At 65.7% G+C, this 17,808-nt stretch carries 16 protein-coding genes; 9 read left to right on the forward strand and 7 right to left on the reverse strand.

Annotation, left to right across the window (positions count from 1 at the left end):
- The first annotated feature begins 160 nt into the window (after positions 1 to 160).
- The 4 genes from AC1Q6V_RS03105 to AC1Q6V_RS03120 all read left to right on the forward strand — a co-directional run bounded on the left by AC1Q6V_RS03105 (position 161) and on the right by AC1Q6V_RS03120 (position 6,305).
- Positions 161 to 2,770: a type VI secretion system Vgr family protein gene (locus AC1Q6V_RS03105; RefSeq protein WP_492316310.1), complete on the forward strand. Its 2,610-nt coding sequence runs from the start codon at positions 161 to 163 to the stop codon at positions 2,768 to 2,770.
- Positions 2,760 to 4,586, forward strand: a complete 1,827-nt coding sequence (locus AC1Q6V_RS03110) for an esterase/lipase family protein (protein WP_454750031.1) — start codon at positions 2,760 to 2,762, stop codon at positions 4,584 to 4,586. Before AC1Q6V_RS03105 ends, AC1Q6V_RS03110 begins: the two co-directional genes overlap by 11 nt.
- Entirely contained in the window at positions 4,583 to 5,797 is a 1,215-nt protein-coding gene (locus AC1Q6V_RS03115) for a T6SS immunity protein Tli4 family protein (RefSeq protein ID WP_454750032.1), read from the forward strand. Before AC1Q6V_RS03110 ends, AC1Q6V_RS03115 begins: the two co-directional genes overlap by 4 nt.
- Before the next feature lie 67 nt (positions 5,798 to 5,864).
- Positions 5,865 to 6,305, forward strand: a complete 441-nt coding sequence (locus AC1Q6V_RS03120; RefSeq protein ID WP_011614615.1) for a T6SS immunity protein Tli4 family protein — start codon at positions 5,865 to 5,867, stop codon at positions 6,303 to 6,305.
- A 55-nt stretch (positions 6,306 to 6,360) separates the two neighbouring features.
- Here the strand turns inward: AC1Q6V_RS03120 and AC1Q6V_RS03125 are convergent, their stop codons facing one another.
- Together AC1Q6V_RS03125 and AC1Q6V_RS03130 are read right to left on the reverse strand one after the other, a co-directional pair.
- Positions 6,361 to 7,302, reverse strand: coding sequence for a LysR family transcriptional regulator (locus AC1Q6V_RS03125; protein WP_037025144.1), 942 nt, complete (start codon positions 7,300 to 7,302; stop codon positions 6,361 to 6,363).
- Between the two features lie 82 nt (positions 7,303 to 7,384).
- Positions 7,385 to 8,398 carry a LacI family DNA-binding transcriptional regulator gene (locus AC1Q6V_RS03130; RefSeq protein ID WP_010811233.1) on the reverse strand — a complete coding sequence of 338 codons (1,014 nt, stop codon included), beginning with the start codon at positions 8,396 to 8,398 and terminating at the stop codon, positions 7,385 to 7,387.
- Between the two features lie 225 nt (positions 8,399 to 8,623).
- Between AC1Q6V_RS03130 and AC1Q6V_RS03135 the strand changes: the two genes are divergently transcribed.
- A complete protein-coding gene (locus AC1Q6V_RS03135; protein WP_010811234.1) occupies positions 8,624 to 9,565 on the forward strand; it encodes a zinc-binding dehydrogenase in 942 nt (313 codons plus the stop codon).
- Between the two features lie 263 nt (positions 9,566 to 9,828).
- Here the strand turns inward: AC1Q6V_RS03135 and AC1Q6V_RS03140 are convergent, their stop codons facing one another.
- The 4 genes from AC1Q6V_RS03140 to AC1Q6V_RS03155 form a co-directional block, all read right to left on the reverse strand.
- Positions 9,829 to 10,749, reverse strand: a complete 921-nt coding sequence (locus AC1Q6V_RS03140; protein ID WP_454750042.1) for a dioxygenase family protein — start codon at positions 10,747 to 10,749, stop codon at positions 9,829 to 9,831.
- A 394-nt stretch (positions 10,750 to 11,143) separates the two neighbouring features.
- Positions 11,144 to 11,698, reverse strand: a complete 555-nt coding sequence (locus AC1Q6V_RS03145) for a cupin domain-containing protein (RefSeq protein ID WP_011614618.1) — start codon at positions 11,696 to 11,698, stop codon at positions 11,144 to 11,146.
- A 214-nt stretch (positions 11,699 to 11,912) separates the two neighbouring features.
- Positions 11,913 to 12,524, reverse strand: a complete 612-nt coding sequence (locus tag AC1Q6V_RS03150; RefSeq protein WP_041687167.1) for a UdgX family uracil-DNA binding protein — start codon at positions 12,522 to 12,524, stop codon at positions 11,913 to 11,915.
- A 31-nt stretch (positions 12,525 to 12,555) separates the two neighbouring features.
- A complete protein-coding gene (locus tag AC1Q6V_RS03155; protein ID WP_454750033.1) occupies positions 12,556 to 13,251 on the reverse strand; it encodes a recombinase family protein in 696 nt (231 codons plus the stop codon).
- Positions 13,252 to 13,539: 288 nt separating this feature from the next.
- Between AC1Q6V_RS03155 and AC1Q6V_RS03160 the strand changes: the two genes are divergently transcribed.
- Both AC1Q6V_RS03160 and fdxA read left to right on the forward strand, forming a co-directional pair.
- The gene (locus AC1Q6V_RS03160) at positions 13,540 to 14,007 is read left to right on the forward strand and encodes a hemerythrin domain-containing protein (RefSeq protein ID WP_010811239.1); all 468 of its coding nucleotides are present in this window, start codon (positions 13,540 to 13,542) and stop codon (positions 14,005 to 14,007) included.
- Between the two features lie 134 nt (positions 14,008 to 14,141).
- On the forward strand, positions 14,142 to 14,471 hold the full coding sequence (gene fdxA, locus AC1Q6V_RS03165) for a ferredoxin FdxA (protein WP_010811240.1): 330 nt from the start codon (positions 14,142 to 14,144) through the stop codon (positions 14,469 to 14,471).
- Here fdxA and AC1Q6V_RS03170 read toward each other — a convergent pair.
- Positions 14,468 to 15,562, reverse strand: a complete 1,095-nt coding sequence (locus AC1Q6V_RS03170) for a substrate-binding domain-containing protein (RefSeq protein ID WP_010811241.1) — start codon at positions 15,560 to 15,562, stop codon at positions 14,468 to 14,470. The two genes, fdxA and AC1Q6V_RS03170, sit on opposite strands and share 4 nt — an antisense overlap.
- Positions 15,563 to 15,712: 150 nt before the next feature.
- Between AC1Q6V_RS03170 and AC1Q6V_RS03175 the strand changes: the two genes are divergently transcribed.
- A complete protein-coding gene (locus tag AC1Q6V_RS03175; RefSeq protein WP_454750034.1) occupies positions 15,713 to 16,243 on the forward strand; it encodes a formate dehydrogenase subunit gamma in 531 nt (176 codons plus the stop codon).
- Positions 16,240 to 17,802, forward strand: coding sequence for a formate dehydrogenase beta subunit (locus AC1Q6V_RS03180; protein ID WP_011614622.1), 1,563 nt, complete (start codon positions 16,240 to 16,242; stop codon positions 17,800 to 17,802). The genes AC1Q6V_RS03175 and AC1Q6V_RS03180 overlap by 4 nt, the downstream gene beginning before the upstream one ends.
- Positions 17,803 to 17,808: the final 6 nt, after the last annotated feature.

The raw sequence follows: 17,808 nt of genomic DNA on the forward strand, positions 1-17,808 counted from the left end.
TGGCTAGGAATCGTCCTAATTTGCTGGCTTTTCGATAAACGTTGCAATCTTTGACACGTGTAACGCACGTTTTGCGGATAACATCGCCTGCGCTCCGCAGAAGGTGCTTCGCGCGTAATACGGGTGCCATGCGGTAATCCTCTCTCAGGAGGCCGCTCGCATGGGTATTCGCGACAACCTGCCTTTTCCCGCCCGCACCGTCACGGTCTCCGGCCCCGCCTTGCCGGATATTCTCGGGCAATCCCCCTTCACCTTCGTGCGCCTGGAGGGCAAGGAAGGCGTCTGCGGCCTGTTCGAATACGACATCGAACTGAAGACGCCGGACAAGGCCTACAACTTCCACGGCCCGGAAGGCAACTTCGACTTGCGCGAGATGAACGGGCGCGAGCTGACCGTACATGTCGAACTCGACGGCATGGGTACGGGGTTGGCGGGACGCATTGGCGCAGGCACTCGCGAGATCAGCGGCATTGTCGATCGTGCCCGCTACCTGCGCGCCGAAGGGCGGCACTTCGTCTACGGACTGACGCTGCGCCCCTGGCTGTGGATCGCCTCGCAGAACCGGAACAGCCGCGTCTTCGAGAACCGCACCGACATCGAGATCATCGAAGAGGTCCTGTCTGCGTACTCCTTTCCGGTTGAGCGCAGGCTCGACGTGGCGAAATACCCCAGGCGGGTGTACCGCACCCAGTGCGACGAGAGCGACTACACCTTCATCGCCCGCCTCATGCAGCACTGGGGCATATCGTGGTTCTTCGAACATTCTGACGGCAAGCACCGCCTGGTTCTGGTCGATCACGTCGGTGGCTATTTCAGCATGCCGAGCGAGGCGTACCAGGCGCTGGAAATCCATCCGCCTGGCGCCCGGGTCGATCAGGAACACCTCGATGCCTTCTCGGTTGTCGATGCCGTGGTCGCAGGCAAGTACACGACCAATGCCTACAGCTTCACCCAGCCACGCGGCAACCTGAGCGCCAGCAGTTCGGACCCGCGGGACACTGGCCTGAACACTGGCGCGCTGCATCAGGAGGTGTACGACTTCCCCAGCGAGCACGCCCAGCCCGCCACGGACAACCGCCCGTGGGACGAAGGCGACATGATCGCCCGCATCCGCATGGAGGAGATCCGTTCGCGCGGCCTGCGCTGCTTTGGCGCCGGCAACCTGCGTGCCGTGGTGCCCGGCTGCACCATGCACGTCAAGGGACACCCCCAGCACGCCGCCAACCGCGAATACGTGGTGCTCAACACCAGCCTCAGGCTGGAAGACGTGGCCGAAGCCTCTGGTGAAGGCCAGCGGTGGCACTGCCGGGTGGAATTCGAGTGTCACCCCACCCATGAGGTCTTCCGTCCGGCACTGAGCATCCCGTGGCCAGTGGTCACTGGCCCGCAAAGCGCGACGGTAGTTGGCCCCGAAGGCCATATCGTATGGCCCGACCGCTTCGGGCGCGTGCGCGTGCAGTTTCCGTGGGACCGCTTCAACAGGATGTCCTGCTGGGTACGCGTGGCGACGCCATGGGCGGGTTCGCAGTACGGCCAGGTCAGCATCCCGCGCATCGGCAGCGAAGTGCTGGTGATGTTCCTGGACGGCGGTGATCCGGACAAGCCCATCGTGATGGGCGCGGTGCCGAACAGCCTCAACATGCCGCCGTGGCAGCTACCGCATCAGCATGCGCTGACCGGCATTCGCAGCCGTGAGCATGACGGCTCCAGCAGCGGTCATCTGGTGTTCGACGATACCAAGGGGCAAATCCAGTCCCAGCTGTCCTCGGACTACCAGCGCTCGCAACTGAGCCTGGGCTACCTGAGCCGCATCGAGGACAACCGGGGTCGCCAGGATCATCGGGGCAACGGCTTCGAATTGCGCACCGATGGGCACGGTGCCGTGCGCGGCGGCGATGGCCTGCTGATCAGCACCGAGCCCCGACCCGATGCCAGGGCGCACCATAAGGACATGGGCGAGACGGTTGACCGGCTGCAGCAGGCCCAGCATGCCCACGACACCATGGGCCAGCTCGCGCAGCACCATCACGCGCAGGATGAGGAACAGCAGGACGTCGCCAAGGCGCTCAAGGCCCAAGATGAAGAAATCCGCGGTTCGGGCGAGATCAATGGCGAGTTGACCTCGCCTCATCTCGTCCTTGCGTCGGCAGCAGGATTGGCCGCGACAACCGCCAAATCCACCCAATTGCACAGCGGCGAGCATCTGGCTGTCACGACTGGCAAGCATGCATCCATCGTCAGCAGCGGCGGCATCTTTGCCAGCGCGGCGCGACGGATTGCGCTGTTCGCGCACAGCCTCGGCATACGGCTGGTGGCCGCCACGGACCACATTGCGCTCGAAGCGCAGGATGGCGACATCAAGGGCACCACCAAACGCAACATTCATTTCCGCGCGCTTGGCGACATCGTTTTCGAGGCCGACCAGGGCATTCTGTTCAAGGTCGGGCAGACCTATATGCGCGTGACTCCCTCGCAGATCGTCGAGGGCATGGGCGGGGTAAGGCAGATTCACGCGACCGATTTCAGTGTCGATGGCCCGGATGGCATGAACCCCAGCGCCCTGGCGCTACCACAGAGCGATTTCGATCAGGAGGTGTACTTGCATCTGCCCGACGGCTCGCCCGCCAGGAACCGGAAATTCCGGCTGACGCAATCCGACGGCAACGTGATCGAGGGCCTCACCGGCCCCGATGGGCTGACCAAGTTCCAGCAAAGCCAGGGCGCTGAAAACATCATGATTCAGATTCTGGAGTCCGCAAGTGGCCACTGATCGCATCCATCTGAAAACCGGCGAAGAGATCGGCGGACACGCCGGAGCCGTCGTTGCACTCACACCTTCGACCGACACGCGCCGCGCCAGTCTGCCGGTGCCGCCTGACAAGGTGATTCCGGTCATCTTCCTGCCGGGCATCATGGGGAGCCACCTTCGCATGAGCCGGAAGCGGCAGGAAGATCTCAAGCGCGACGACAACATTGCCTGGCGGCCGGATGACACTGGGGACACGCTTGCCCGCCGCAACGACTCTCCGGGTCGGCGGCAAATGAACTTCGATCCCGATGAAACCGAAGTGGACCGTTACGAGATCACCGAGGACGCCGGAAAGTTCGACATGACCGGCGAGGAAACGGTCAATTCCGACAAGCGGCACGCCAACGTCCCCGATGGGCTGCCCGATATCGGCTTGCTGATGAGCGCGCCGTTGCCGCCTGCCGCCGAGCAGTGGAAGGCCAAGCGTGGCAAGCACGAGGCCACCGCCGCGCAGAAGGCCCGCTGGCGCGGCTGGAGCGAAGTCATGTTCGAGACCTACGGCGAGGTGATCAAGCTGATGGAGGCTCACCTGAACGACATGCTGGTGGCCGGGGAGCTCTCGCCGGCCTGGAAGAAGGGCAAGAAGGTGGAAGTGCTGGGCGTCAACCCCGCCTATTGGGGCGGCGCCGGCGATGCGCTGACCGAGGCCGATGTCCTGCGCGTGGCGAACTGCTGGTATCCGGTCTACGCGATGGGCTACAACTGGCTGGAAAGCAATGGCACGTCCGCAAAGAAGCTGGCCAGGCGCATCGACGAAATCATCGGGATGTACAAGGCCAACGGGCGGCAGTGCAAAAAGGTGATCGTCGTCACGCACTCGATGGGTGGCCTGGTGGCCCGCGCCCTGCTGCATCCGGACTACGGCAACGCGCAGGACAAGATTCTCGGCGTCTACCATAGCGTCCAGCCTGCGCTCGGCGCCGGGGCGGCCTACAAGCGCGTGCGCACAGGGTCCGACGTGCAGGACAATCTGGTTGGGAACATTGCCCGCAATGTGATGGGCAGAACAGGCAAGGAAGTGACGGCGGTATTTGCCAATGCCTCGGGGCCGCTGGAGCTGCTGCCGACCGCCTCCTATCCGCGAGGATGGTTGCGTCTGCAGACCGGCGACTACCGGCAGGCCATGGCGCTGCCGATTGCATCGGATGCACCGCTGAAGGCGTATCTGAGCGATCTGGACTTGCATCAGAAGCTGGGCGTGGACAAGCCGGCGCCGCCGATGGCGGTGGGCGATCCGGTCTACGACATCTACACGCGCAATCCTCAGGCATGGTGGCGGCTGTTGAATCCGGAATGGATTAATCCGGCAGATAAGGATCTTAGAGGGGCGGAGCCGTACGCACTTGCGAAGAAGCGGATTGCCGCCGCGCAGCTTTTCCACAAGAACATCAAGGACCTGTACCACCCCACGACCTATGCCAGCTACGGCGAGGACAGTTCGCAGAAGTCCTACGGCAGCGTGACCTGGCGGGCGGAGACGGCCGATCTCGCGCCACATGGCGACCCACTCACGTGGACCATCGAGAGCGAGGATGCCGAGGGCCGCATCGTGGTGCGCACCAAGAGCAGACAGCCGCTGACACTGCGCCTGGAGCCACCGATTGACGCAGGTGACCAGACGGTGCCTGCCAAGGCGTCCGCCGAAGCCGTGCGCGGTACGCTATTCCGGCAAACTGGCTACGAGCATCAGGGCAGCTATCAGAATGACCAGGTGCTGGCGAGCGCGCTGTATTCGATCATCAAGATTGCCAACACTGCGACATGGTGGGGCCAATGACCCGCCGCGGCTTCACCAAGGTCTTGGCTGGCCTGCTGCTCGCGGGCTGCCAATCGTTTGCGTATCCGGAGAACAAGATGTCGGAACCCGTTGCGCTGTCGCCGCGCCTGCAGACCCTTTTCGCCAAGACCAAACCGGTGTGCTTTGGCCGCTATGTGATGGAAGTCCCGGTCGAAGCCGAGATGCTGTGGGGATTCCGGGAGTTTCCCGGCAAGATTATTACGCACGTCGGACAAGCGGAGCGCTTGAAAGAACGAGCGGAGTCATTTCGTCGCGAGATCCTTAGTAAAGATCGAACTGCCAAGATTAGCTATTTTGGTCAGGCGGCGACTTCGCGAAGCTGGGAAATTCGATATTTTGAAGACCAGCTCTCGATCGACTACGGGGTGGAAATGAAGCATACCTTCGTAGCATCTGGTTCGAATCTGTTCGAGTGGTTTACTGGTGGCGATAAGCTCGCCCCCTTAGTGCGTGGCATACGGGCACGCGACAACGCAGAAATCCCCACGGCCCCCGGCGTCTGCATCGACCACGGCTTCGTCGCGGACGCGTCCGGCAGCTATCAGGAAATCTTTGGCGCAGGCATTCGGCTGCCCAGCCTGCCCGATGTGAGCTTTTCCGTGGACTCCAACAAGCTGGCCAGCGTGGACGGCGAACCTGGTCTGCTGACTTCGATTGCCGAGCAAAGGAAGTACCTGGGTAGCCGCTACCCGAAATTGACGACCCTGCGCGAGGGCAAGCGCACGGTCGGCGTCTGGCAAGGGGAAGAATCGCTGGTCCGCCGTGCGGATGGCACACATGACTTCGAGTGGGAAGCTGTTGGCAGGGAGCGAACGACGCTGCATCCGGCAGTGATCGGCGCCAAGATGTACACCAAGGTGGCGGCCAATCGCATCGGCGCTGCGGATCAGGCATCGCTGACGGACGAAGAAGCTGTAGCCCTCTGGGACAGGCTGCTGGATGGTGTGCGTTTCCGCGTGAACGCACCGCCGACGCAGACCGGCGATCCGGTCACGGTTCGGTCGGGCGAAACCACCCCGCTGTCCGGCATCTGGCGCGCCTCGCTTCCGCCCGGACACCCTCAGGCGGATTGGGTGGCCAGCAAGTCCGGCATCCTGCGGCAAAAAGGGATGCCGATGATCCGCTTCGGGCTTTTGCCGTCCGACGAAGCGCTGGTTGTCTGGACGTGGATGGGCGAGGCCAGCACATGAGCCCCCGCCGCATCATCACGGTCGGTGACATGACAGATCGCACAAGCACTACAACATGGGAGGAGCAATGATCCACCGCGCCTTGGCCATCATCAGCATGACTGCCCTGCTGATGGTGGGCGGCCAATCGTATGCCGCGCCGGAGAACGGAAAGTTGGAATCCGTAGCGATGTCACCGCGCTTGCAGACCCTCTTTGCCAAGACCAAGCAGGTTTGCTTTGGGCGCTATGCGATGGAGGTCCCGGCGGAAGCTAATCTCGGGAGTGGTGCCCAATACTTTAGTAGGGAACGTTCTACGCTGCACCCAGCTTGGATCCACGCGAATATGCGAACAGAGGTCGTCGCTGCGGACAAGGCATCGCTGAGCGACGAGGAAGCCATTGTCCTTTGGGACAAGCTACTGGAAGGCGTGCGTTTTCGAGTCAACGCGCCGCCCACCCAAACGGGCGATATGACCGACCACAATGGCGTGGTGGCCACGGGTTCCCCCAAAATACAAGCGCCGTAGCGCGGCTGCATGACGAGGTGGACTGCCCAACAGCCGCGCCCGCCAAGCGCGTCCGCTAACTATCCAAGACCTCCCCCAACAACCGACTATTAGGCCAGTTCCCATCAACCGCCAATTCCCTGGCAACATCCCTGAGCGTTTCCATCACAGCCAGCGTCGCCCGCGACGGCGGCCGCGCGGCCGCATAGCCGATCATCCGATGCAACTCCAGCCCACGAATCGGCAAGGCCTGCAGACGCTGCGCCTGCAGCTCGTCGCGTATCGCCGCGGCAAAGTGCACGGTCCAGCCGAACCCGCGCACCACCAGGCGCCTGGCCACCTCGATTGATTCGACCTCCATCGTGACTTGCAGCTCCACCCGCTGGCGCGCCGCCAGCGCTTCCAGCGCCAGGCGCACGCCTGACTTGGACACCCCGGTCAGGATCAGAGGCAGGCCCTGCAGCTGTTCAATGTCCACAGGCCCATCCCCCAGCGACGCAGCGCCCCAGGGGCCGATCGCGCACAGGCTTTCGGCAACCAGCGGCACTACCGAGACCCCGGGGCTCGACACCGGCCCGCTCAGCAGCCCGACGTCGAGCGTGCCTTGCAGCAACGCATCCTGTAGCGCGGGCGCAAAGTTCTCGACCAGTCGCAGCCGGATTTCCGGATAGCGCTGGCGCAGCGCCTCGGCCAGCGGGATGAACAGCAGCGGCGCCAGCGCCGGGGTCAGTCCCAGCGCCACCAGCCCGCGCGGCGAGGCCGCCAGGTCGGCGATGTCGACCTTGACCTGGTCAGCATAGCGCAGCAGGAAGGACGCGCGGTCCAGCAACACCAGGCCTTCCGGCGTGGGCGTGGCGCCGCGCACATGGCGTTCCAGCAGTCGCACGCCCAGCTCTTCCTCGAGCAGCCGGATCTGCCGGCTCAGCGCGGGCTGCGCGATATGCAGCGCAGCCGAGGCGCGGCCGAAGTGCTGCAGCGTGGCCAGCACCTTGAAATAGCGAAGCTGTCGGAGATCCATCGTCATGCCTCAGGGTAGGTGCCTTATCGTGCAATCGATTGCACGATAAGGCACAAAGAAGCGGAGCCATATGGCGGCCGCCTTACAGGGGCCGGGTTGATGCCCGCACCACCAGCTCGGGAGTCAGCAGGGTCCGCGCCGTGGTGGCGATGCTGCCGTCGAGCGCGCCAAGCATCAGCGCCGCCGCGCGCGTGCCCATCTCGTAGAACGGCACGCGGATGGTGGTCAGTGCCGGCGACACCGCGTGCATCAGCAGCATGTCGTTGTGACCGACCACGGACAGGTCCGACGGACAGCTGCCGCCCGCCGCGCGCACGGCCGCATAGCAGCCGAGCGCAAGGAAATCATTGGCGGCCACGACCGCGGTGATGCGCTGCCGCCGCGACAGCAGCTGCGCGCACGCGGCCTGGCCGGCGTCTTCCGTATAAGCCGGCGCACGCTCCACCGGGCATTGGGACGCGGACAGGCCCAGGTCAGCCACTGCCTGCAGGAAGCCCGCCTCGCGTTCATGCCCGGTCGACAGGCTGGATGGCCCGGCAACATGCCCGATGCGGCGGTGGCCCAGCGCATGCAGGTGGCCGACGGCCAGCGCCATCGCCTGGCGGCTGTCGCCGACCACGCTCGACACGCGCCCCGCATCGTCGCTGCGGTTGACCATCACAATGGGCACGCCCTGCGCCAGGCAGTGCGCCACCACGGGGTCGTTGCGCTCGGCGGTGGCCAGGATCAGGCCGTCCACCTGGCGCGCCAGCAGCTGGTCGACGATAAAGGTCTGGCGCGCCTTGTCGCCGCCGGCATTGGCCACGATCGGAATATAGCGATGCCGGGACAGGGCGTTCTCGATGCCCAGTACGATCGGCGGGAACACCGGGCTGCCGATGTCAGGCACCACCACGCCGATGGTGCCTGAGCGCCGCGTGCGCAGTGCCGCCGCGATGCGGTTGGGCGAGTAGTGCAGGTCCTGTGCCGCCTTGAGCACGCGCGCCACCAGTTCGTCGCCGATGCGGTGGCGGGTCTCGGGGTTGAGCACGCGCGACACGGTGGAAGGATGGACGTCCAATGCCTCGGCGATCTGCTTGATGGTGGGTTTGCTCATCGCTGTCGTGCCATGTGCGGCAGGCTGCTTGCCATACCTTCTGGTTATCGGGATGCCGCCAAAAAGTGGATTGGACGCCGGGCTGCGGCCATTCCTAGAATCGGCCTCGATGCCGGCCAGCTTCGCGTTTGTTGTGCAATCGATTGCATTGTAATCTGCTGACCAGGCGATGCCAAGTCGCAGATCGACCCGGACCAGAAGGACATCAAGGACAAGGAGAAGCACATGAAAGGAGCGGTTTCGCTCGCCGGCAGGGCGCCGGTGTACCAGGAGTTTGACGATCCCACCCCGGCGGGCGGGCAGGTGGTAGTTGACGTAGGCGCCGCGGCGCTGTCACGGCTGGATATGGCCATTGCCGAGGGCCGGCATTACATCAAGCCGGCGGCGGGCAGCTTTGTCGTCGGGCGCGAGGGCGTGGGGCGGCTTGCGGATGGACAACGGGTCTACTTCAACGTCAACGCACCGGTCGCGCCGTTCGGCTCGATGGCGCAGCGCGCGCTGGTGGATCCGGCGCTGACCTTCCCGGTGCCGGACGGCATCGATGACGAGCGCGCCGCCGCGCTCGGCAACGCCGGCCTGGCGGCATGGCTGCCGCTGTCGTGGCGGGCGCGCATGCAGCCGGGCGAGACCGTGCTCGTGCTCGGCGCGACCGGTATCTCGGGATTGCTGGCGGTGGCCGCGGCAAAGCTGCTGGGTGCCGGCCGCGTGATCGCGGCAGGGCGCAATGTGCAGGCGCTGCAGCGCGCACGCCGGCTTGGCGCGGATGCGGTGGTGCCGCTCGACCAGCCCGGCGACTTGCTGGATGCCTATCGCAACGCGGCCGACGGCAACGTCGACATCGTGCTGGATTACCTGTGCGGCGCGCCGGCAGAGGCCGCGCTGCTGGCGCTTGGCCACGGCGGGCGGCTGGTCCATATCGGCACCACGGTGGCGCCCACCATTGCCTTTGCCGGCGCCGCGGCGCGCAAGGCGTGTTTCGACATCATGGGCTTTGCCTACTACCACGCGCCCGTCGCGGTCCAGGCGCAGGCCTATGCCGAGCTATGCCGGCATACCGCGGCAGGGCGCATGGAAATCGATATCGTCACCGCGCCGCTGGAGGATGTCGGGCAAGTGTGGGCCGCGCAGGCCAGGGGCGCGCGCCAGCGTTTCGTGCTGGTGCCCTGAGTCGGCAGGGGTTCTTGCCAAGCGGCATCGAGCGATGCCGTTTGGTCATGACGCCGGAAGAACAAGCCCGGCCGGATCGCCGCGTCCGCGCATGGCGCCGGACTGGCGACCGCCAGCACTGCCACGATTGCGTGGACATCCAATGCTGGCGGTCGCGTGACCTGAATGAACTACGGAGCGAGCACGTCAGGGTCCGCGGCTTCGGCGCCAAGTTGCAGGGCGCCGGGCGGGCAGGTTCAACATCTCCGTGAGTCGAAAGAGGTTCAGGGCAAGGGCGGCTTGGGCAGGCGCGTCTCCCCCGGTTCGAGTTTCAGTTCGACATCGAGACGGAAGCCGCCGCCATCGACCGGCTCAAAATCGCGCAGCAGCGAGCCGACGGCGCCAAACGCCGCGTCGCTGAAGGCAAAGGGATCCAGGGCATCGAAGATCTGCGTGGTCAGTACCTTGTGCCCTGGTGCGATGGCGATGAAGTGAAGATGGGCCGGGCGCATGTGGTCGCGGTTCTGCAGGGCCAGGAGGTCGCCGCAGGGGCCGTCGATCGGGACGCCATAGCCTGAGGGCCGCACGCTCTCGAACCAGAAGCGCCCGTCGGCATCGGTCTCGAACGCGCCACGCAGGTTCATGTCCTCCTGGTGTTCGTCCTGGTTCTCGTACAGGCCGCTTGGCGCCGCCTGCCATGTCTCGACGCGCGCGCCGGTGATCGGCGTGCCGTCGATCGACACGACGCGTCCCTGCACGAACAGCGGATCGCCCGTGGTGTCCGGGGTTGCGATGTGCGCGCCGTTGGCGCGAACCGGCTGGTTCGCACGCCAGAACGGGCCGATCAGCGCGGGCTCGGTGCCGCCGGCTGCAAGCACGGCCTTGGCATCCATCAGAAGCACCAGCGTGGCAAGCCCGAGAATATCCGCCAGCAAGATGCCCTCGTGTTTTTTCGGTCCGGTGGCCTGGCCGATGCGGACCATGAAGTCCAGGCCATGGTGGAGTTCCTCATAGGTCAGTTGGACCTCTGACGCGAAGGCGTGCGCATGCCGGATAAGCGCATCAAGAATGGTCCTGGTGCGCGGGTCGTGTGTCCCGGAATTCGCTTTGAGCACGGCCTTCAGCAGTGCCTCGGGGGTGGCTGGAATCGATTGCGCGTTCGATGCGGATGGCGCAAGCGCGCTTTCTGCGGAGGCAGATGTCATGATGGTCGGCTCCTGATGATTGAAAGAGTGGATGTTGCCTGGCGAGGAGACGGACATTGGCGCCCGGTCTCAGTCGCTCTGGATACGTGCCTTGTTCGCGACTTCGGCCCGGCGCGGGACATTTTCCGCGACCCGGGCAGCGAGTTCTGTGGGCTGGCACAGCCACGGCCTCGAAGCCGAGATCGCGCGACTGTTGCCGCACTTCGCTGCTCGGCAGGATGCGACGGACGTACAGGTGGCGGCTCGGGTGCGCCTGCCGGAGCAAACAGCGCCTGTATGGTCTCGGAACGATAGCCCGCAAAGCCGGACTCGGCCAAGGTCGGAATCTGCGGCAGCCCGGGCCAGCGCCGAAGGCTACCGGGCGCAAGCACCCTGAGCGACCCGGCGGCCGTCTTCAGTCTGCGGCGCGGTGTTCCGCCTTGTCCGCTTCCGTTTCCGTGATGTAGCCGTCCTTGCCGTAGACGAGACCGGTGGCCTCGGCTGCCTTCACTACGTCCGGGTGCCAGGCAATGCGGCCGCACTCCTCGTCGGTGCCGCCGACCACCGAGTACACGACCAGGGCGTGGTCGTTAGGGTTGCGGAACCCTCTCATCACGCCGATCGGGCAGGAGATCACATCCCACTGGTTCAGCATCAGCGAGTACTGGCCCTTCTCGCCCCAGATGACTTCCATCTGGCCATTCAACGGGCAGAACACTTCCTCGGTCTTGTGCGCGTGCAGGCTGGCGCCTTGCCCGACCGGGATTTCGATAAAGGTCACGCCGAAGCGGTGGTTACCCGGAATCGCCGGCTCGACGCCTTTGTTCTCGAGCACGCCGCGGTTCATGATCTTGTAGATGTTCTTCTTCATGCCGGGCAGGCGGCTTTCGATGAAGGTCTCACCGTAAGGTTTGACCTTGCCCCAGCGCGCGATGCGGGTGGCTTCCATTTCCTGAGGAGTGGGATCCATGCTGATTCCTTGGTGCAATGAAGTTGGGAGAACGAGAGGGCGATCGCCTTCTGTCCGTGCAACTTTAAGAAGCGCCCAGCGATTAATCCATTACCATTTTTCTCGCGACTCGATAACATTTCGGTATCGAGAACTTGCAAGACTTCGGTACTTTGTCGTGACGGTATCCTGCCGGCCGATGGAATCTTCTCCCTTCAGGGAGTGGCCTGCTGCTTCAGCCTTCCGCGCCGCCGCGCGCCAGCCGCGCGGCGGCGCGCAGGCTGCGCACGATGCGGTCGAAGGTGGCGGCTCGCGCCTCGTCGGTGCGCTGGCGCAAGGCGAACGACGGGTGGTAGGTGGCGATGACAAGCCGTCCCTCGTGCTCGACTGGCGTCTCCATCATTCCAGCCAGGGACACGCTCTTGCGGCCCAGCACCGCACGAGCCGCGGTGGCGCCAAGCGCGACCACGACCCTGGGCCCGACCTTCTCCAGTTCGCGCTCCAGCCACAGGCTGCAGGCCTCGATCTCCTGCTGTGCCGGCGACTTGTGCAGCCGGCGCTTGCCGCGCCATTCGAACTTGAAGTGCTTGACCGCATTGGTCATGAAGAGCTTGTCGCGGTCCAGCCCCGCGCTGGCCAGTGCTTCGTCCAGGAGGTGCCCGGCCGGGCCGACGAAGGGGGAGCCCTGCAGGTCTTCCTGCGCCCCCGGTTGCTCGCCAACCAGCATGATGCGCGCATGGGCGGCGCCGGCGCCGGGCACGCCCTGGGTGGCATTGCGCCACAACGGGCAACGCCGGCATTGGTTCAGTTCATCGCGGCTGACGGGCAGCTTCCTGTGCTCGGGCATGGGGGCACGGCGCGCTGTGCTGCTGTCGGTCTCATCCGGTGGCAGCTTCGGTCGCCGATTCTTCAGCGTCGGCCATGGCCGCGGATGCCGCATGGGGCTGGGCGCCTGGCTCGGCGGCGCGGATGCGCAGCACGGTCTGGCGTGAAGTGCTGAAGCGCCGCGCGGTCTCGCTCACTGAATTGCCCGCGGCCAGCGCGTTCAGGATCGCATGGCGCTGTTCAGGCGTGTGCTTGGGCGGGCGGCCCACCTGACGTCCCATGGCCTTGGCCGCGGCCAGGCTCTCGCGCACGCGCACGCTGCGGGCGGCGCCTTCCAGCGCGGCGACCGCACGCAGCACCTCGACCGCCTCCGGCGGCGTGGTGTTGGCCAGGTCGTCACGGGACAGCTGCACGCAATACAACACCACCCCCAGCAGGCGGAAGCGCCGGATGGTGGCCAGCACCTCGGGCACGCTCCAGCCCAGGCTGCACAGCCGCAGTGACACGACCGAGTCGGCCGGCTGCACCTGGTGCTGCAGCGCGCGCAGGCGCGGGCGCTGCAGCGCGGGCACTGACGCGGGCTCTTCTTCCCAGAAGGCATGGCGCGCATCTACGCCATAGCCGGCCTCGCGCGCGGCTTGTAATTCGTCCATCATGGCCGGCTGGCCATCGGCACAATTGGAGTAGAGGAATGAGGTCGGCATGGTGGTGATGAACGGCGCGGACGTGCCGTCCGGTATCGGTTGCATTTCGGACAGGGATACTCCTGTTTCGGCTTACTGCGCCACGCCGCAAATTTCATGCCGCGCTTGCCCCGCACAGGGCAAAGGTGAGGGGGCTCCCAAGGCACGGTATGCAGGCAAATGAAGCCGCGGCAAGCCTGGTCCGACCGACGCGGCGCTGCGGGCACAATTACAAGGCTTCGCGCAGGAATTGCAACGACTGGCAGGTGCGCTGCCTGCGCTGGGGCGGGCACGGAATCTGCGTTCTCCCCAGCGCAAAGCCGGAGCGCCGGCAAATCCCACCAGGAGAAAGCCGTGGACAAGTCGAAGATTCCCGCAGACCAGGCCCAGGCCCTCGGCGCATTGATGGACGACCATCGCGCTGTCAAGAAGCAGTTCAAGGCGTTCAAGGACACTGAAGATCGCGACGAGAAGCAGGCGATCGCGCTGGACGTGTGCCACCAGCTCACGGTGCACGCCACCATCGAGGAGGAGATCTTCTATCCGGCGCTGCGCGGCGTCAGCGACGAGATCGACGACCTGCTGGACGAGGCCGAGGTCGAGCACCAGGTGGCGAAGGACCTGATCGCTGCGATCGAGGAGGATCCGGCCGGCGACAAGCTCGAGGCCAACTACACGGTGCTGTCAGAATACGTTGCCCACCATATCGAGGAAGAGGAGGGCGAGCTGTTCAAGAACGCGATCAAGGAAAAGGTCAACCTGCGCGACGTGGCACAGGCCATGGCGGCGCGCAAGGAGGAACTGATGCGCGAGACCGCTTGACGCGCCTGCGCCCGGGCCAGGCCGGGCGCGGCTCTTCAGCGGATTTGAAGGAGTCGCACAATGCGGCGCGTCCCGCGCCCGCGGGCGGGGCGTTACCATCACGCGGTCATCACCCGCCGTACCGCAACTGCCCCATGACCTTTGTCGTGACGGATGCCTGCATCCAGTGCCGCCATACCGATTGCGTCGAAGTCTGCCCGATGTCGTGCTTCCACGAAGGGCCCAACTTCCTCGCCATCGACCCCGACCAGTGCATCGATTGCTCGATGTGCGTGCCGCTGTGCCCGGTCGGCGCGATCTACTCGGAGCATGACCTGCCCGAGGACCAGCGCCATTTCATTGCCCTCAATGCCGAACTGTCGCGGCGCGCTGACTGGCTGCCGTTGCTCAAGGCCAAAGGGCCGATCCCCGGCCATGAGCAATGGGCCGGTCATCCTGACCGCCTCTCGTTGCTGGAGCGCTAGCGCGCCTCAGCGTAATCCGGGAACGCTTCTTCCAGCGTCAGCACGGTGCCGGTCAGCGTGCCGTCGTAGCCGGGCAGTGCATTGACGCGCTGGCGGAAGGCTTCGCTGGTAAGCGCGTCCACCGCGCCGGCCAGTGCCGCGCTGCGCAGCTTGGCGCGCTCGATCGCAAAGAAGTAGCGCTCCTTGATCACCGGCACGAACGCCAGCCCGAAGCGCCGCGCCGCGGTTTCCACGCCAAAGCCCACGTCGGCCATGCCGCTGCCGATATACGCGGCCACCGCGGCGTGGGTGAATTCACCGTTGCTGTAGCCCTCGATGCGGGCCGTGTCGATGCCGCGCGCGGCCAGCATCAGGTCCAGCAGCAGGCGCGTGCCCGAGCCCACCTGGCGGTTGACGAAGCGCACCTCGCGCCGGGTCAGGTCTTCCAGCGTGTGGATGCCAAGCGGGTTGTCCGGCCGCACGAACAGTCCCTGGCTGCGCACCGCCAGGTGCACCAGGCAGTGGGTGTCCGGCTTGAGCCAGGTGGTGAAATGCCGCCACATGCCGTGCTCGAACTCGCCCACCGGCACATGGAAGCCGGCGATATCGCAGGCGCCTTCGGCCAGTGCCGCCACGGCCTCGACGCTGCCGCAGTACTTCAGGTCGTGCCGCACCTGCTGCTCGTCGAGGAAGTCGCGCAGCGCCGCCACCGCGAAGCCGTGGCTGGCATGCAGCCGCGCCGTGGCTTCGGGCTGGTCCATCAGCTTCTTCAACTCGATCTCCAGCTCGGACGCCAGGCTGTCCAGCGTCGGCGACAGCCGCGCGCCGATCCGCTTGCTGGCCCACACCAACTGCTGCGCCAGCGGCGTCAGCGCGCTGCCGCGCCCGCGGGTCTTGTCGATCAGCGGGCCGCCGAACAGCGCCTCGGCATCGCGCAGGATGCCCCAGGCGTAGCGGTAGGACAGCGATACCGCCTGCGCCGAGTGGCTGATGCTGCCGGATTCCTCGATATGGCCGAGCAGGGCCACCAGGCGGGACACGTCCAGGGCCTCGCCACCGGGGCTGGCGTCGTCCCGGATCTGCAGGTGCGGGTGGATCGAGATGCGAATCATATGTAGAAAATAGCTTATTGAAGGGCCGCTGTCACTCTCATATAGTCCTTCAAACGGGAAAAAACGGCGACGTCACAGCCCGTAAATAGGAAAAAAATAGCATATAAGAGGCCGCGCTGCCGATCTGCGCAACGCCTCACAGGAGACGCTATGCCAGATATTTCCCCCCACGCACCGGCATCCGCCGACGCCACGCGCATCGCCGCCATCGTGGCCGCGCGCCAGGACATGCCGGGCGCCTTGCTGCCGATCCTGCATGAGATCCAGGACACACAGGGCTATATCCCCGACGCCGCCGTGCCCGTCATTGCCCGCGCGCTGAACCTGTCGCGCGCCGAGGTGCACGGCGTGATCACCTTCTACCACCATTTCCGCCAGCAGCCGGCCGGGCGCCACGTGGTGCAGGTCTGCCGCGCCGAAGCCTGCCAGTCGGTCGGCGCCGAAGCGCTGGCCGAGCATGCGCAGCGCGCACTTGGCTGTGGCTTTCATGAAACCACCGCGGACGGGCAGGTGACGCTGGAGCCGGTTTATTGCCTGGGCCAGTGCGCCTGCGGCCCCGCCGTGATGGTCGGCGAGCAGCTGCACGGCTATGTCGATGCCAGGCGCTTCGACGCGCTGGTGCGCTCGCTGCGCGAATCGTCCGCGGAAAAGACCACGGAAGCCGCGGAGGCACAGGCATGATCACGATCACCACCATCTTCGTGCCGCGCGATTCCACCGCGCTGGCACTGGGCGCCGACGACGTCGCCCGCGCCATCGCGCGTGAAGCCGCGGCGCGCAACGAGCACGTGCGCATTGTGCGCAATGGCTCGCGCGGCATGTTCTGGCTGGAGCCGCTGGTCGAGGTGCAGACCGGAGCCGGCCGCGTGGCCTATGGCCCGGTCAGCGCCGCAGACGTGCCGGGGCTGTTCGACGCCGGCTTGCTGCAAGGCGGCGAGCACGCGCTGTCGCAGGGCGTCACCGAAGAGATCCCCTTCCTGAAGCAGCAGGAGCGCCTGACCTTCGCCCGCGTCGGCATCACCGATCCGCTGTCGCTGGACGACTACCGCGCGCATGAGGGCTTTGCCGGCCTGGAGCGCGCGCTGGCGATGCAGCCCGCCGAGATCGTGCAGGAGGTCACCGACTCCGGCCTGCGCGGCCGCGGCGGCGCGGCGTTCCCGACCGGCATCAAGTGGAAGACCGTGCTGGGCGCGCAGTCCGCAGTCAAGTACATCGTCTGCAATGCCGACGAGGGCGACTCGGGCACGTTCTCCGATCGCATGGTGATGGAAGACGACCCGTTCATGCTGATCGAAGGCATGACCATTGCCGCGCTTGCGGTGGGTGCGGAGCAGGGCTACATCTACTGCCGTTCCGAATACCCGCACGCGATTGCCGTGCTGGAAAGCGCGATCGGCATCGCCAACGCCGCCGGCTGGCTCGGCGACGACATCCGCGGCAGCGGCAAGCGCTTCCACCTCGAAGTGCGCAAGGGCGCCGGCGCCTATGTCTGCGGCGAGGAAACCGCGCTGCTGGAAAGCCTGGAAGGACGGCGCGGCGTGGTGCGCGCCAAGCCGCCGCTGCCGGCGCTGCAGGGGCTGTTCGGCAAGCCCACGGTGATCAACAACGTGATCTCGCTGGCCACCGTGCCGGTGATCCTGGCGCGCGGCGCGCAGTACTACCGCGACTACGGCATGGGCCGTTCGCGCGGCACGCTGCCGTTCCAGCTTGCCGGCAACATCAAGCAGGGCGGACTGGTGGAAAAGGCGTTCGGCGTGACGCTGCGCGAGCTGCTGGTCGACTACGGCGGCGGCACGCGCAGCGGCCGCGCCATCCGCGCGGTGCAGGTGGGCGGGCCGCTGGGCGCCTACCTGCCCGAGTCGCGCTTCGACGTGCCGCTGGACTATGAAGCCTATGCCGCGTTCGGCGGCGTGGTCGGCCACGGCGGCATCGTGGTGTTCGATGAAACCGTCGACATGGCAAAGCAGGCCCGCTACGCGATGGAGTTCTGCGCGATCGAATCGTGCGGCAAGTGCACCCCGTGCCGGATCGGCTCGACCCGCGGCGTCGAAGTGATGGACCGCATCATCGCCGGCGAGCAGCCGGTCAAGCACGTCGCCCTGGTGCGCGACCTGTGCGACACCATGCTCAACGGCTCGCTGTGCGCGATGGGCGGCATGACCCCGTACCCGGTGCTGTCCGCGCTGAATGAATTCCCCGAGGACTTCGGCCTCGCCTCCAACCCAGCCAAGGCCGCCTGAGCCAGG

The organism is Cupriavidus sp. GW823-FHT07B10 (genome assembly GCF_058794355.1).